General features: G+C 41.2%; 17 protein-coding genes. All 17 read left to right on the forward strand.

All coding sequences use genetic code 11. The features are described from left to right. Positions 1-10 precede the first annotated feature (10 nt). The 17 genes from spoIIIAC (at position 11) to ahrC (ending at position 14,871) form a co-directional block, all read left to right on the forward strand. Positions 11-214: a stage III sporulation protein AC gene (spoIIIAC, locus tag ACQKMH_RS04735; RefSeq protein WP_034308319.1), complete on the forward strand. Its 204-nt coding sequence runs from the start codon at positions 11-13 to the stop codon at positions 212-214. Between the two features lie 22 nt (positions 215-236). After that, entirely contained in the window at positions 237-617 is a 381-nt protein-coding gene (spoIIIAD, locus tag ACQKMH_RS04740) for a stage III sporulation protein AD (protein WP_427587509.1), read from the forward strand. A 33-nt stretch (positions 618-650) separates the two neighbouring features. Continuing rightward, positions 651-1,859 carry a stage III sporulation protein AE gene (gene spoIIIAE / locus ACQKMH_RS04745; RefSeq protein ID WP_427586303.1) on the forward strand — a complete coding sequence of 403 codons (1,209 nt, stop codon included), beginning with the start codon at positions 651-653 and terminating at the stop codon, positions 1,857-1,859. A gap of 16 nt (positions 1,860-1,875) precedes the next feature. Beyond that, complete coding sequence (gene spoIIIAF / locus ACQKMH_RS04750) at positions 1,876-2,493, forward strand: stage III sporulation protein AF (protein WP_427586304.1); 618 nt, start codon at positions 1,876-1,878, stop codon at positions 2,491-2,493. 7 nt (positions 2,494-2,500) lie between these two features. Further along, positions 2,501-3,172: a stage III sporulation protein AG gene (gene spoIIIAG / locus ACQKMH_RS04755; protein ID WP_427586305.1), complete on the forward strand. Its 672-nt coding sequence runs from the start codon at positions 2,501-2,503 to the stop codon at positions 3,170-3,172. 14 nt (positions 3,173-3,186) lie between these two features. Next, the gene (locus tag ACQKMH_RS04760) at positions 3,187-3,780 is read left to right on the forward strand and encodes a SpoIIIAH-like family protein (RefSeq protein WP_427586306.1); all 594 of its coding nucleotides are present in this window, start codon (positions 3,187-3,189) and stop codon (positions 3,778-3,780) included. Positions 3,781-4,404: 624 nt separating this feature from the next. Next, positions 4,405-4,902: an acetyl-CoA carboxylase biotin carboxyl carrier protein gene (gene accB / locus ACQKMH_RS04765; protein WP_427586307.1), complete on the forward strand. Its 498-nt coding sequence runs from the start codon at positions 4,405-4,407 to the stop codon at positions 4,900-4,902. A 14-nt stretch (positions 4,903-4,916) separates the two neighbouring features. After that, positions 4,917-6,269, forward strand: a complete 1,353-nt coding sequence (accC, locus tag ACQKMH_RS04770) for an acetyl-CoA carboxylase biotin carboxylase subunit (protein ID WP_427586308.1) — start codon at positions 4,917-4,919, stop codon at positions 6,267-6,269. A gap of 37 nt (positions 6,270-6,306) precedes the next feature. Further along, positions 6,307-6,711 (forward strand): Asp23/Gls24 family envelope stress response protein, encoded by a 405-nt coding sequence (locus ACQKMH_RS04775; RefSeq protein ID WP_222620245.1) that lies wholly within the window; start codon positions 6,307-6,309, stop codon positions 6,709-6,711. A gap of 442 nt (positions 6,712-7,153) precedes the next feature. After that, a complete protein-coding gene (gene nusB / locus ACQKMH_RS04780; RefSeq protein ID WP_144526716.1) occupies positions 7,154-7,546 on the forward strand; it encodes a transcription antitermination factor NusB in 393 nt (130 codons plus the stop codon). A gap of 69 nt (positions 7,547-7,615) precedes the next feature. Continuing rightward, positions 7,616-8,482, forward strand: coding sequence for a bifunctional methylenetetrahydrofolate dehydrogenase/methenyltetrahydrofolate cyclohydrolase FolD (gene folD / locus ACQKMH_RS04785; RefSeq protein ID WP_427586309.1), 867 nt, complete (start codon positions 7,616-7,618; stop codon positions 8,480-8,482). Positions 8,483-8,640: 158 nt separating this feature from the next. Then, positions 8,641-9,993 carry an exodeoxyribonuclease VII large subunit gene (xseA, locus tag ACQKMH_RS04790; RefSeq protein ID WP_427586310.1) on the forward strand — a complete coding sequence of 451 codons (1,353 nt, stop codon included), beginning with the start codon at positions 8,641-8,643 and terminating at the stop codon, positions 9,991-9,993. Next, complete coding sequence (locus tag ACQKMH_RS04795; protein ID WP_230156800.1) at positions 9,990-10,223, forward strand: exodeoxyribonuclease VII small subunit; 234 nt, start codon at positions 9,990-9,992, stop codon at positions 10,221-10,223. Before xseA ends, ACQKMH_RS04795 begins: the two co-directional genes overlap by 4 nt. 1 nt (position 10,224) lies before the next feature. Continuing rightward, on the forward strand, positions 10,225-11,118 hold the full coding sequence (locus ACQKMH_RS04800; RefSeq protein ID WP_427586311.1) for a polyprenyl synthetase family protein: 894 nt from the start codon (positions 10,225-10,227) through the stop codon (positions 11,116-11,118). Between the two features lie 250 nt (positions 11,119-11,368). Continuing rightward, positions 11,369-13,261, forward strand: coding sequence for a 1-deoxy-D-xylulose-5-phosphate synthase (gene dxs, locus ACQKMH_RS04805; protein WP_427586312.1), 1,893 nt, complete (start codon positions 11,369-11,371; stop codon positions 13,259-13,261). 4 nt (positions 13,262-13,265) lie between these two features. Next, a complete protein-coding gene (locus ACQKMH_RS04810; protein WP_427586313.1) occupies positions 13,266-14,093 on the forward strand; it encodes a TlyA family RNA methyltransferase in 828 nt (275 codons plus the stop codon). A gap of 328 nt (positions 14,094-14,421) precedes the next feature. Then, the gene (gene ahrC, locus ACQKMH_RS04815) at positions 14,422-14,871 is read left to right on the forward strand and encodes a transcriptional regulator AhrC/ArgR (RefSeq protein ID WP_230156806.1); all 450 of its coding nucleotides are present in this window, start codon (positions 14,422-14,424) and stop codon (positions 14,869-14,871) included. Positions 14,872-14,874: the final 3 nt, after the last annotated feature.

Below are 14,874 nucleotides of genomic sequence, written 5' to 3' on the forward strand. Positions count from 1 at the left end.
GGGAATGAAAATGGGCATTGATGTGGACATCATATTTAAAATAGCGGGTGTGGGGCTTGTTGTTGCATTTCTTCACACGATACTCGATCAGGTTGGGAAGAAGGAATATGCCCAGTGGGTGACACTATTCGGATTCATCTATATTTTATTCATGGTAGCTTCTGTAGTAGAGGATTTATTTCAAAAAATTAAATCTGTATTCCTATTTCAGTAAGGGGGGATTCGCGATTGAAATCATAAAAATCGTGTCCATTGCCCTGGTCGCCACCTTTTTGGCCCTGATCGTCAAAGAACAAAAACCAAATTTTGCTTTCCTGCTAGTCGTTTTTGTAGGCTGCTCCATTTTTCTTTTTTTAGCGGATAAAATATATGAAATCATTCTTATGTTAGAAAAAATTGCAGTTAACGCGAATGTAAATACGGTATATCTAGAGACCATCTTAAAAATAATCGGAATTGCCTATATTGCTGAGTTCGCTTCTCAAATTACAAAAGATGCAGGGCAGGGATCGCTTGCTTCCAAAATAGAATTGAGCGGAAAAATCTTGATTCTGGCGATGGCGATTCCGATTTTGACGGTCATTATCGAAACGATTATACAAATGCTCCCAAGTTAACGGATTATTCCTACTAGTCAATGAGGTGAATGTATGAAGCAGCGGATGCCTTACTTATCCATTCTATTCGTTTTACTCTTTTTTTTGCATACATCTATTGGACAAGCTGCCGAAAATCCTGAGAATGGTGAAATCAATCAAGAGCCAATCATGCAGTCTGAACTGGTACAAGCCCAAATAGAAAGACTGGGTGTTGATGAGCTTAAACAATATTGGGATGACATTGTCACGGAATATGGAGGATTCCTGCCCGAAAGCCAGAAAGGGAGCTTCATGGATTTTGTAAGTGGTGATAAGAAATTCTCCTTTGACCAATGGATAAAGGGAATTATAAAATTCATTTTTCATGAGCTGCTCGTAAATGGCAAACTGCTGGGATCACTCATTTTGTTAACGGTTTTCAGCATGTTCCTGCAGACTTTGCAGAACGCGTTCGAGCAAAGCTCGGTAAGTAAGGTTGCTTATGCAATCGTTTATATGGTGTTGATCATCTTGGCACTTAACAGTTTTCATGTCGCGATTGAGTATACAAAAGATACGATAGATTTGATGATTTCTTTTTTAATGGCGCTGATCCCTTTGCTCCTGGCTTTAATAGCCGCTTCAGGTGGACTTGTATCAGCAGCATTCTTTCACCCGGTCTTAATGTTTTTAATGAATACCAGCGGCATCTTGATACAGTATATCGTCCTTCCGTTATTATTCTTTGCAGCGATTTTAAGCATTGTCAGCACGCTGACCGAACATTACAAAGTGACCCAGCTGGCACAACTTCTCCGTAACTTTGCCATCGGGATCCTAGGGGCATTCATGACGATTTTCCTTGGTGTCATTTCCGTTCAAGGAGCATCCTCCGCTGTAGCAGATGGAGTGACGATCAGGACGGCCAAATTCGTGACAGGTAACTTTATACCGGTAATAGGGCGCATGTTTACTGATGCAACGGATACGGTCATAAGTGCCTCCGTTCTTCTGAAAAATACAGTTGGCTTGTCAGGCGTCATTATTCTCTTGCTCATAACCACATTTCCCGCCCTGAAAATCTTAATGATTTCTTTTGTTTATAAATTGGCAGCAAGTCTTTTGCAGCCGCTTGGTGGGGGGCCTGTAATAAAATGCCTTGACATTATAAGTAAAAGCATGATTTATATTTTCGCTGCTTTGGCCATTGTCTCACTCATGTTCTTTTTAAGTATCACCGTAATCATAGCCTCTGGAAACATAACACTGATGGTTCGGTAGAAAGGAGGAGGGCTAGGTGAGTTTTTTAGCTGGCTGGGTATCCAATATTATCGTATTTGTATTGCTGGCTACTGTTATCGATATGCTTCTTCCCAATTCGGCTTTACAGAAATATGCCAAATTGGTGATCGGGCTTTTACTGATTGCGATCATCATCACTCCTATATTGGGATTATTCAATAAGGATTTCGACGAAATTCTGTCTGCGGCTACAAGTGAATTTGAAAGTCAGAAAAAAAAAGATTTAGGAAATTTGACAGAATTGAAGAAAAAAGAAATACAAGCTACCCAGGGTGCATATATTTTAAAACAAATGGCTGTTGACTTACAGGCAGAAGTGGAAGAGGAGCTGATGGTGGATTATAACATGAAGATTAGTTCTATTGATGTTGGAGTCAAGAATGAGGAAGAACCAAGTGTTGATAGTGTTGATGATTTGCAAAACATTACGATTTCATTGGAAAAGGCAGAAGAAAAAGAAGACTCGGAGATAGAGGCCGTAGCGAAGGTTGATATTAATGCAAAGACACCGTCCTCTACCAATGAAGCCAATCTAGATGCTGTCAAAAGGTTTCTGGCAACAAGTTGGTCTGTCGATGAAGAAATCATTGAAATCGCCGGGGAAAGGAAGTGACTGAGTATTGAACAAAGACAAAGGTCCATTATCCTGGCTGCAAAAACTATTAAATAAAGACCCTGACCAAAAAGAGCCTAAGGAAAAAAAACCTTCCCTGTATGTCTATGCTTTAATTGTAGTCCTTTTGGGAGCGGGAATTATGATGGTCGGGAATTTGTTAACCACCAACCAGACGGGACAAACACCTGAAGCAAAGTCTGTATTCAATAATAAACAGGAAGATGAGGGCAATGATGTAGAAACATTCGGCCAGAAGAATCAATCTGAATTCAAGACGACAAAAGATTATGAGATATATCTTCAGAATGAAATGAAGGAAGCGCTTGAATCCATCGCGGGTGTCAAGGAAGTGAAAGTCGTAATCTACGTGGATGCCTCCGAGAAAAAAGTATATGAAAGAAATAAAGTCACCCAAAAACAAGTCACTTCAGAAACTGACCAGGAAGGCGGCAAAAGGACGGTCGAAGACACATCGGTAGATGAACAGCTAGTTTTGGTCAAAAGCGGGGAAAAAGAAGGGCCAATCATTTCGGAAACAAAAAAACCTAGTGTGCGAGGAGTCCTGGTAGTCGCTAAAGGAGCCGAAAACATTCAAATAAAGAAGTGGATCATCGAAGCTGTCACACGATCACTGGATGTACCGAGTCATAGGGTTTCTGTCATGCCTAAAAAATAAGGGGGAAAATCTACATGTTATTAAAAAAACAAACCGTTTGGTTATTGACTATGCTAAGTTTGGTCGTTGTACTTTCAGTCTATTATTTAACCGCTCCTGAAGAAAATGCCGCCGATATGACGGCGACCGAACAAAAGGAACAGGCAGAGAATAAAACAGAAAGTAAAACCGAAAGCAAAGCGGACACAAAAGTTGAAAATAAAAGTGGAAAAGAAACGTCCAAAAATGCAGAAGGTTCCTCTGTAACCATTGCATCAGGGGATGAGTTCGAATCGTTAAGGATGCAGATTGAAGATGAACGGGCGAAGCTGAATGAAGAATTGACAGCAAAGATGGGCAACACAGACCTTTCCGCTGAAGAAAGAGACGAGGCTTATGCGAAAATCGAACAATTAAGTGAAACGAAAGTAAAAGAAAATATCATCGAAAACTTAATTGTGGCCATGGATTATAATGCAGCATTGGTTCGAGTGGATGGAACGGATGTAAAGGTAAGTGTCAAGGCTGATAAACAAACTAAAACAGAGGCCAACAACATTATCCGCCTTGTAAGAAAAGAAGTGAACGATGCACAAAATGTAGTGGTCGATTTCCAACCTGAAAAGTAAACTCACATACAGAAAAAAAGAGCTGATACACAACAGTCCGCAGCCGAAAAAAACTTGAAGGTCCCTCTTTATAAAAAAAGGGGTCTTTTTTATTTGTATTTTTTCCAATATCATAAAGGAGGGAAACTTTAGAGGAAAAGTATTTTTATGCCAAATGGTATGGGGAACTCAAATAGAAATGGCGTTTATACTTCTCCTTAATATTCCAGAAAAGTAATAATGGTAGAGGGGTCTGCTGAATTCCCAATCTGAATTGGTAAATTTCAAGGCAAAACGCCATGGGGTACAAGATGAAAAAATTCACAATATTATAATAAAGGTGTAAGATAGAAGTATGGATATCAAGTTCCAACTAATCTATCATTGAATTTGCATAAGCTAATATTGTATGATGTTAGAAGCTGGTCATAATCTTTTCAATTCTTTAAAGGAAACAATATTTTGATAAAGTGAAATATCTGTTATAATACAGATGAGGTATGCATTCAGTTTATTTGCAATCGTATCGAGAAAGCGCTCGATTGTGTAGAATTGGACAAGGTATGGATAAGCTACAGGTAAAGGATTACATAAAATATCATTGCCTCAAAAACTCATATTAAATTAGACAAGGGGTGCCACAAAATGAAAGTGCAAGAAATTCGTGAAATTATTAAGCTAGTCGATCAATCCAATATCAGTGAATTCGTTTTTGAAAATGAAGGAACGAAAATTAAATTGAAAAAAACGGAAACAGGTACAGTAGTACACCAAACAGCTGCTCCAGAAGTTGTTCAAGCCAATACAGCAGTAGAGGTCAAGCCCGCAGCGGCCCCTGCCCCTGTAGTGCCGAAAGCTGTTGAACCTGAAAAGCCGGCTGCTGCCGCAGCTGAACAGGAAAATTTACATAAAATCACTTCTCCAATGGTAGGGACATTCTACCAATCTCCAGCACCGGATTCACCTGCTTACGTAAAAACAGGTGATAAAGTAACGGGCGATTCCATCGTCTGCATCGTGGAAGCTATGAAACTTTTCAATGAAATCGAAGCTGAAGTAAGCGGTGAAATCGTTGAAGTCCTAGTAAAAGAAGGTCAGCTTGTGGAATATGGTCAACCATTATTTTTAGTAAAGCCGGAATGAGGAGCTGTTTCTAAATGATTAAAAAGGTATTAATTGCCAATCGTGGGGAAATTGCAGTCCGAATAATCCGGGCATGCAAGGAATTAGGAATCGAGACTGTTGCTGTCTATTCAGAAGCAGATAAAGAAGCATTACATGTTCAAATTGCTGATGAAGCATATTGCATCGGTCCTAAATTATCAAAAGACAGTTATTTAAATACAACGAACATCATCAGTACAGCCAAGAAAACGGGATCGGATGCCATTCACCCTGGATATGGATTCCTTGCTGAAAATGCGGATTTTGCTGAGCTATGCCGTGAATGTAATATCATTTTCATCGGTCCAAGCCCAGAAGCCATCAATAAAATGGGAACAAAGGACGTAGCTAGGGAAACCATGCGCAAAGCTAGTGTACCGATTGTTCCAGGTTCTAAAGGCATTATCAAAGATACGGATGAGGGTGTAGCCCTTGCTAATGAAATGGGCTATCCAGTCATCATCAAAGCAACTGCCGGCGGTGGCGGTAAAGGTATCCGCGTCGCAAGGACCGAAGAAGAACTCATAAAAGGCATAAACATCACGCAACAGGAAGCCGCGACTGCATTTGGTAATCCAGGTGTGTATATTGAAAAGTTCATCGAGGACTTCCGTCACGTTGAAATTCAAGTCATGGCTGATAATCATGGTAACGCGATCCATTTAGGTGAGCGTGATTGTACGGTTCAACGACGTTTGCAAAAACTTGTTGAAGAAACTCCATCTCCTGCACTTGATGGTGAAATGCGTGCGGAAATGGGACAGGCTGCAGTAACGGCTGCCCTTGCCGTTAACTATTCAGGTGCCGGTACCGTTGAATTTATTTATGATTATGTGAATAGAAAATACTACTTCATGGAAATGAATACACGTATCCAGGTTGAACACCCAGTTACGGAAATGGTAACGGGCGTGGATTTGATTAAAGAACAGATCAAAGTCGCTTCAGGAGAAAAATTATCACTTTCACAAGCAGATGTCACTTTTAATGGTTGGTCTATCGAATGCCGGATCAATGCGGAAAATCCGGAAAAGAATTTTATGCCATCAGCAGGTAAAATTCACATGTATTTACCGCCAGGAGGCTACGGGGTACGTGTAGATTCTGCTGCATACCCTGGGTACTCGATACCGCCGTATTACGATTCCATGATTGCTAAATTGATCGTTCATGCACCTACGAGAGAAGAAGCGATCGAGAAGATGAAACGCGCTTTAGGTGAGTTTGTCATAGAAGGTGTCAATACGACAATTCCTTTCCATATTAAGTTACTTCAGCATGACCAATTTGTTTCCGGAGAATTTAATACCAAATTCCTTGAAATATATGATGTAATGAACTCATAATGTAAAGGAAGACAGGAGGTGCTTTTGAATGAGTGAAATGGAAGGCCAATTACTCGAAATGAATGATTATAATAGTGGACTGGGCAAAGTGGAGATTGCGCCTGAGGTGATAGAAGTAATTGCGGGTATAGCTGCATCGGAAGTTGAAGGTGTTGCACATATGCGCGGGAATTTCGCTACAGGTGTAGTTGAAAAGCTTGGTAAAAAGAACCACGGTAAAGGCGTGAAAGTGGACTTAACGGGAGAATCCATCAAAGTGGAACTTTATTGTGTCATGAAATTTGGTGTCTCAATTCCGAAAGTCGCTCAGGAAGTGCAAGACAACATTCGCGAAGCTTTATTGAATATGACTGCTATCGACGCGGGTGAAGTGAACATTCATGTAGTGGGCATAGCGTTTGAAAACGCGAAACAAGAAGCGGATTACGAACAAGAAGTGTAAGTGGCATCATTCGATTCACACCTGCAAAAACCCGGCAAAAAGCCGGGTTTTTGTTTTTTTTAATGTATACTCGGTGATACACCGCTTTTGGAACCTGCTTATAATATTAAATTTAAATGAACATAATAAGGCAGTGTGTGGAAGTTTCCCTTTAATTCAAGGGTGATTTCTGTTAGAGTGTAAAAGGTGAAATATGAGCATGAAAGCTAGGCAATGAGCTTTTTGACACTTTTTTTATTGGCCGTTTACTAAGAGGGGCATCCTGGGGATTGTTGTCTGCAAAAATCCAGATGTTTGAGTCTTTTGGCCTTTGTTTTAATGGGATTGAGCTTAATTATGAAAGAATTTAGCGAAAATCTTAATATTTTCGAAAAAATGTTATTTAATGTTCGTTTGTTCTAGCATTTTCATATATAATAGTAGATGTTAAAGGAGTAAGATTATGAAAAGAAGAGTAGCCCGTGAAAAATCCCTTCAAGCACTATATCAAATAGATATTGCCAAGTCGAATGCAGAAGAAGCAATGGAAAGCGTACTGGATGGTGCTCCTACTGATGAATATTTCAAGAAGTTAGTAATGGGGATAACGGAAAATCGTGAACAACTTGATGGAATGATCAGGGACAATTTAGAGAACTGGACGCTGGAAAGACTGGCGAACATTGATCGGAATTTGCTGCGGATCGCGGTTTATGAAATGGTTCACAGTGAAGATGTTCCTGTAAGTGTTGCAATGAATGAAGCTATTGAAATTGCTAAGAAATTCGGTGATGATCAATCGAGCAGCTTTGTAAATGCCGTTTTATCCAAAATAAAGGTGAAAAGCGGCAGCTAAGCTGCAGCCTTGAACAAGGATTCACTCAGCAATTTCTTTAGCAAAAATCAACTTGGGAGGAATATACACATGTCAGCTCAAATCATTAATGGTAAAGAAATTGCAGAGGCAGTTAGGCAGGAAATCAGTAAGGAAGTTCAACAGTTACGTGAAAAAAACATCGTTCCGGGTTTGGCTGTAATTCTGGTGGGCGATAATCAAGCATCACAAACTTATGTGCGCAATAAGCAAAAAGCTTGTGAGGATTTGGGCATGCATTCTATATTAATTAAAAAGCCTGCGGAGCTTTCTCAGGAGGAATTAATTCAGAGCATTGATGAATTAAACCAGGATGACAGCATTCATGGTATTTTGGTGCAGTTGCCATTGCCTGGACATATTCAGGAAAAAGCGATCATTGAAGCGATTTCCCCTGAAAAGGATGTTGATGGATTCCATCCGATTAATATCGGGCGGATGATGACGGGCCAGGATGCTTTTTTACCTTGTACGCCTTACGGAGTCATGGTGATGCTGGAGCATATCGATTATGACCTTGAAGGTAAGCATGTGGTCATAGTAGGGAGAAGTAATATCGTCGGAAAACCAGCCGGACAATTGTTTTTGAATGCAAATGCAACCGTAACATACTGTCATTCAAAGACAAGGGACCTTGCTTATTATACCAAGCAAGCAGATGTCGTTGTAGCAGCTGTCGGAAAGAGGGACACGATCACGAGTGACCATATTAAAGAAGGTGCCGTCGTCATTGATGTAGGAATGAACAGGAATGATGAAGGAAAGCTTTGCGGTGATGTGGCGTTTGATGATGTAAAAAATAAGGCTTCATACATTACACCAGTTCCAAAAGGCGTTGGTCCCATGACGATTACAATGCTTATGAAAAATACAGTCAAATCTGCTCAAAAAACATTGAACAGGACTAGCAAGCACTAAAATGCTGAAATAAACGTTAAATTATTTTAAAGAAGCGGACCTCTTGTTTTATAATAACGGGAGACCGCTTTTTTCCATTCATAGATTTAATCAAGTTTTAAGTGTAACCTATAGGTGAGCTTTCTTTATATCCGATTTCCATCGGAAGGAGACATTATATGAGCAACCAACAATATTTGAGCGTGTCGGCTTTGACCAGGTACATTAAAAGGAAGTTTGATGCCGACCCGCATTTGCAAAATGTATACATAAAAGGCGAAATATCTAATTTTAAACAACATACAAGCGGACATATGTATTTTACGCTAAAGGACGAGAAGGCCCGCCTCCTCTCCGTTATGTTTGCCGCTAATAACAAAGGGATGAAATTTCTGCCCGAAAATGGAATGAAGGTCCTTGTAAAAGGTGATATTTCATTATACGAAGCGGGCGGGCAGTATCAGCTTTATGTGAAAAGCATGGCCCCGGATGGTGTGGGGGATTTGTATCTTGCATATGAACAGTTGAAGAAAAAGCTAGAGGCGGCCGGTTTGTTTTTGGCCGAACATAAGAAAACGATTCCACAGTACCCCAAGACTGTAGGCGTCATTACATCTCCGACTGGAGCTGCACTAAGAGATATCCTGACAACCATTAAGCGGAGATACCCAATTGCCAAAATCATCGTGTACCCAGCTCTTGTACAAGGGAATAATGCCGCTAAATCGATTGCTAAGGCAATATCGATGGCTAACGCAAGGGCGGAAAGCGATGTACTCATTGTCGGAAGGGGCGGTGGGTCGATCGAGGAGCTTTGGGCCTTTAATGAGGAGATAGTGGCTGAATCGATCTATGATTCTGATATACCGATAATTTCTGCTGTCGGACACGAAACCGATTTTACAATTGCTGATTTCGTCGCCGATATGCGTGCTCCGACACCAACTGGGGCAGCAGAGCTAGCGGTTCCTCACTTGAATGAAATACTAGAACGTCTGATGAACCGTAAGAATCGCTTGACCCGTTCCATTCGTGAAGGCGTGAATTTTGAACGGACCCGATTGACAAGGATGGAGAAATCGTATGCTTTCCGCTATCCACATAAAATGTATGAACAGAAGCTTGAACAACTAGATAAGACGATGGACAGGCTAGGGAAAACAAGTACGCGATATTTCATGAAAAAGAGAGATGAGCTTAAGCAGTTGAACGATATTCTGAAAAAGCAGCATCCTGAACAAGCGGTGAGGAATTCAAAAGATGAATTGCAGCAGCATGAAAAAAGTTTGCGGAGAGTCATGGAAGCCATCTATCGGCAGAAATCTCAGCAGTTCGTTCATCTTACAGCCACTTTGTCGGCCCTCAGCCCATTAAAAATCATGGAACGGGGCTATGGATTGGTTTTTGCTGAGGATGAGACGTTAGTGAAAAGTACACAGCAAGTATCAAAAGGGGATAAAATAGCCGTTTCCATAAAAGATGGAACGCTTGAATGTGAAATTAAAGAAATAAAGGAGCGAATTGAACCATGACAAAAAAACAAGAAGCTACATTTGAAGAAGCAATGGAGAATCTCGAGAAAATCGTAGAACAGTTGGAAGAAGGCGACGTGCCCTTGGAAGAAGCGATCTCCATTTATAAACAAGGAATGGATTTATCAAGGCTTTGCCACTCCAAGCTTAAGGCGGTTGAAGATCAGTTGACTCAAATCTTACGCGAAGACGGGGAACTTGAAAACTTCGTTGTACAGGAGGAAGAATAACATGGGTACTGCGTCCTTTGAAATGTTTTCTAAAGAATATAAGGCGGTTATAGAACGGGAAATCGTGGAATATGTCAATAAACTTAATGCGCCGGCAGTGGTCAAAGAAGCCATGATCTATTCATTGGAGGCAGGCGGTAAACGGATTCGCCCATTATTGGTCTTTGCGGTTCTGGAGGCCTTTGGGAAAAACTTGAGGATGGGGATTCCTGCAGCGGCTGCCATTGAAATGATCCATACATATTCTTTGATTCATGATGATCTTCCGGCGATGGATGATGATGATCTCCGACGCGGAAAACCGACGAACCATAAAGTGTTCGGTGAGGCGGTAGCGGTACTGGCAGGAGATGCCCTCCTTACATATAGCTTTCAATTGGTGACGGATATGATTGATCCCGAGGTAACGGCTGAAATGAAACTGAACCTTGTAAGTGAAATTGCTAAGTCTGCCGGAGCCGAAGGGATGGTTGGAGGTCAAGTTGCCGATATGGAAGGTGAAAATAAACAGTTGACCCTTCAGGAATTGGAGTATATCCATGAACATAAAACAGGAAAGCTAATGACTGCAAGCATCATTTCCGGTGCTATATTAGCCGGAGCGAATGAAGAACAGCACCTGAATTTACGGGACTTTGCATATCACCTGGGGCTTGCTTTTCAAATTCGGGATGATATTCTGGATATTGAAGGGTCAGTCGAGTTGATCGGCAAGCCGATTGGCAGTGATGTAGGAAATCACAAAAGCACATATCCTTCTTTACTTACGCTTCAAGGGGCAAAGGAAAAGTTGGAGCATCATGTTGGACTTGCTCATGCCGCGTTAGGAAAAACAAACTTACAAACGGGTTTGTTGAATGAACTAACTGATTTAATAGCGAACCGTAACCATTGATTGTGGCTAAATTTGTTATCAATTGAAGTTTTATGGTATACTCATTGTGCAAAAATAGGTGAAAATCATCATGAATTTTTTTATTGAGATACGTGATAAAATAGGTATAATTAAGCCGCCGAAATCACCTGGGTGTTGGCGGCTATTTTTTAACTTAAAACCAATTTTTCGGTCAAGTCTTCCATAGCCCTCTTTTATGAGGCTTTGTTTATGCTTACAACCGAGAATGACAGAAAGTGAGTGGTCCTGTTTGGATCTTCTATCTATAAAAGACCCTTCTTTTTTGAAGAAGATGAATAATGAAGAACTAGTCGAGTTAAGTGCGGACGTACGTAAATTCCTTGTGGAAAAATTATCGGTTACCGGTGGGCATATTGGTCCCAATTTAGGTGTAGTCGAATTGACTATAGCCTTGCATAAAGAATTCGACAGTCCGAATGATAAAATTTTATGGGATGTCGGGCATCAATCATATGTCCATAAAATCCTGACTGGCAGAGCTGGAGAGTTCGATACCTTAAAGAAATATAAAGGTCTTTGCGGCTTTCCTAAAATGATTGAAAGTCCTCATGATGTTTGGGAAACCGGTCATAGTTCCACTTCCCTTTCGGCTGCAATGGGAATGGCAGCTGCACGTGATATCAAAGGTGAAAAAAGTTTTATTTTACCTGTCATCGGGGACGGAGCCCTTACAGGCGGAATGGCGCTTGAAGCTTTGAATCATATCGGGGATGAAAAAAAGGACATGATCGTTATCCTGAATGATAATGAAATGTCGATTGCCCCTAACGTAGGTGCCCTGCACACGATTTTAGGAAGATTGAGGACAGCGGGTAAATATAAATGGGCAAAAGATGAAATGGAGTTGCTTTTGAAAAAAATCCCTGCAGTTGGAGGGAAACTTGCGGCTACTGCTGAACGGTTGAAGGACAGCATGAAGTACTTATTGGTCTCGGGGATCTTTTTCGAAGAACTCGGTTTCACATACCTTGGACCAGTTGATGGTCATAACTATGAAGAACTGTTAGAGAATTTAAGATATGCCAAGAAAACGAAAGGACCCGTTCTGCTGCATGTCATCACGAAAAAAGGAAAGGGCTATTCCCCGGCCGAGTTGGATACAACAGGGAATTGGCATGGGACAGGCCCATACAAGATCGAGACAGGTGATTTCGTAAAATCCCCTAGTAAAGGTCCTGCTTGGAGCGCTCTTGTAAGCGATACGGTCAGCAGGCTCGCACGTGAAGATGAGCGGATTGTCGCGATTACACCAGCAATGCCCGTAGGGTCAAAATTGGTGGGCTTTTCACGAGAGTTCCCAGAGCGTTTCTATGATGTAGGAATTGCCGAGCAGCATGCTGCCACTTTTGCAGCTGGATTGGCAACGCAAAAAATGAAACCATTCCTTGCCATTTATTCAACCTTCCTGCAAAGGGCGTATGACCAAGTGGTGCATGATATCTGTCGTCAGAATTTAAACGTATTCATAGGGATTGACCGTGCCGGATTGGTTGGTAACGATGGTGAAACTCATCAAGGGGTTTTCGATATTGCTTTCTTACGCCATATTCCAAATATAGTTTTGATGATGCCGAAGGATGAAAACGAAGGTCAGCATATGGTCAATACGGCCCTAAGCTATAATGATGGCCCGATTGCTATGCGTTTCCCTCGCGGTAATGGCTGGGGAGTTGTGATGGATACCGAATTGCAGCAGATACCAATCGGTTCATGGGAAGTTCTGAAAGAAGGAACGGATGCTGCCATCTTAACATTCGGCACAACGATTCCTATGGCTCTTGAAGCGGCAAAACAGCTAGAGAAAGAGGATTATTCCGTTAAGGTGATCAATGCCCGGTTCATCAAGCCGTTGGATGAGAACATGTTAAGCAGTCTCCTTGGTGAGAAAATGCCTATCTTGACTATAGAAGAAGCGGTTCTTCAAGGTGGCTTTGGCAGTTCTGTACTTGAATATGCTCATGATCAAGGGTTCTATGGGGCTATTATCGATCGCATGGGCATCCCTGACTATTTCATTGAACATGGCAGTGTCGATGAACTTCTTGAAGAAATCGGTTTAACGACTGAGACAGCCATTAAAAAGATTAAAATGATAACACTCAAAAAAGAAAAAAGGGCCTGACAATATGAAAGTAATGAAAGAAAGAGTAGATGTAGTACTTGTAGAACAAGGATTGGCCGATACACGTGAAAAAGCGAAGCGTATGGTTATGGCCGGTCTTGTCTACGCGAATGAAGAGAGGTACGAAAAACCGGGGGAAAAAGTTCCGGTCGATCTCGAATTTACGATTAAAGGTAAAGTTATGCCTTACGTTTCAAGAGGCGGGCTTAAACTTGAGAAGGCCTTAAAAGAATTCGACTTACAGGTGAACGGGAAAATCCTCCTTGATATCGGATCATCGACTGGGGGATTCACGGATTGCGCCTTGCAAAATGGTGCCACCATGTCCTATGCACTTGATGTAGGCTATAATCAACTTGCCTGGAAGCTTAGGCAGGATGAGCGGGTAAAAGTAATGGAACGGACCAATTTCCGCTACGTTACACCTGCTGATCTGGATGGAGAGATGCCAAACTTTGCAAGCATTGATGTTTCGTTCATCTCGCTCACGTTAATTTTACCGGTGCTAAAAACCCTGCTTGTTCCGAAAAGCGACGTCGTTGCCCTAGTTAAACCGCAATTCGAAGCCGGGAAGGATCAAGTGGGTAAAAAGGGGATTGTTCGCGATCCCAAAATCCATAAACAAGTGTTGGATAAGATCATTTCCTTTGCAAAAAAAGAAGGCTACGATATTTTGGATGCCTCCTTCTCACCGATTACCGGCGGCGATGGAAATATTGAATTTTTGCTTCACTTATACTGGCAAGGGTCAAAAGAAGATGGAGCGATATTGCTTTCTAAAACGATTGATGACATCGTTGGAGAAGCCCATGCCCAGTTTAAAAAAGAATAGCTGGAACTTTGTATGGCTCCTTTGGCTGATTGGTTGGCTAAAAGGAGCTTTTTACCTTTAAAAGAGGGTTGAAAGCACTTGAATGATTGGAGGAAGGCTACACAAATAGGTAAGAACAAAAAATAGTCTTGTTATGCAAATTAGAGAAAAAGTTGTACAATTGCATAAAAATCCGATAACATTAATATTAACCACTTATGAGAGCGGTCTATTTGCACGTACGGATGAACCGAAGCAATCCCATATTGGTCAGCCTGTCTAAGCCTGTTATGAAATGGATAATTTTTATAATTAAATGAGCAACAGTTGAGAAGAGGTGCTTCTACTTATGAATAAAGGACAACGACATATAAAAATAAGAGACATAATAACGAACAATGATATTGAAACCCAGGATGAACTGGTTGAAGAGCTGAAATTTGCTGGGTACAATGTAACTCAAGCCACGGTATCAAGGGATATTAAAGAGCTTCACCTTGTAAAGGTTCCGTTAACGGATGGAAGGTATAAATACAGCTTGCCTGCCGACCAACGTTTCAATCCACTTCAAAAATTAAAGAGAATCCTGGTTGATGCTTTTGTACGCATCGATGCGGCCAATAATTTGCTTGTCATGAAAATGCTCCCTGGTAATGCACAGGCGATCTGTGCACTAATTGATAATTTAAATTGGCAAGAAATACTCGGGACGATCGGCGGCGATGATACTTGTTTAATTATCTGCCGTTCTGAGGAAGATGCAAAGATCATTTCCGGCAAATTCTTGGACATGCTCTAATAA

It is taken from the genome of Peribacillus sp. NPDC097895 (genome assembly GCF_050277555.1).
Classification (GTDB): domain Bacteria; phylum Bacillota; class Bacilli; order Bacillales; family DSM-1321; genus Peribacillus.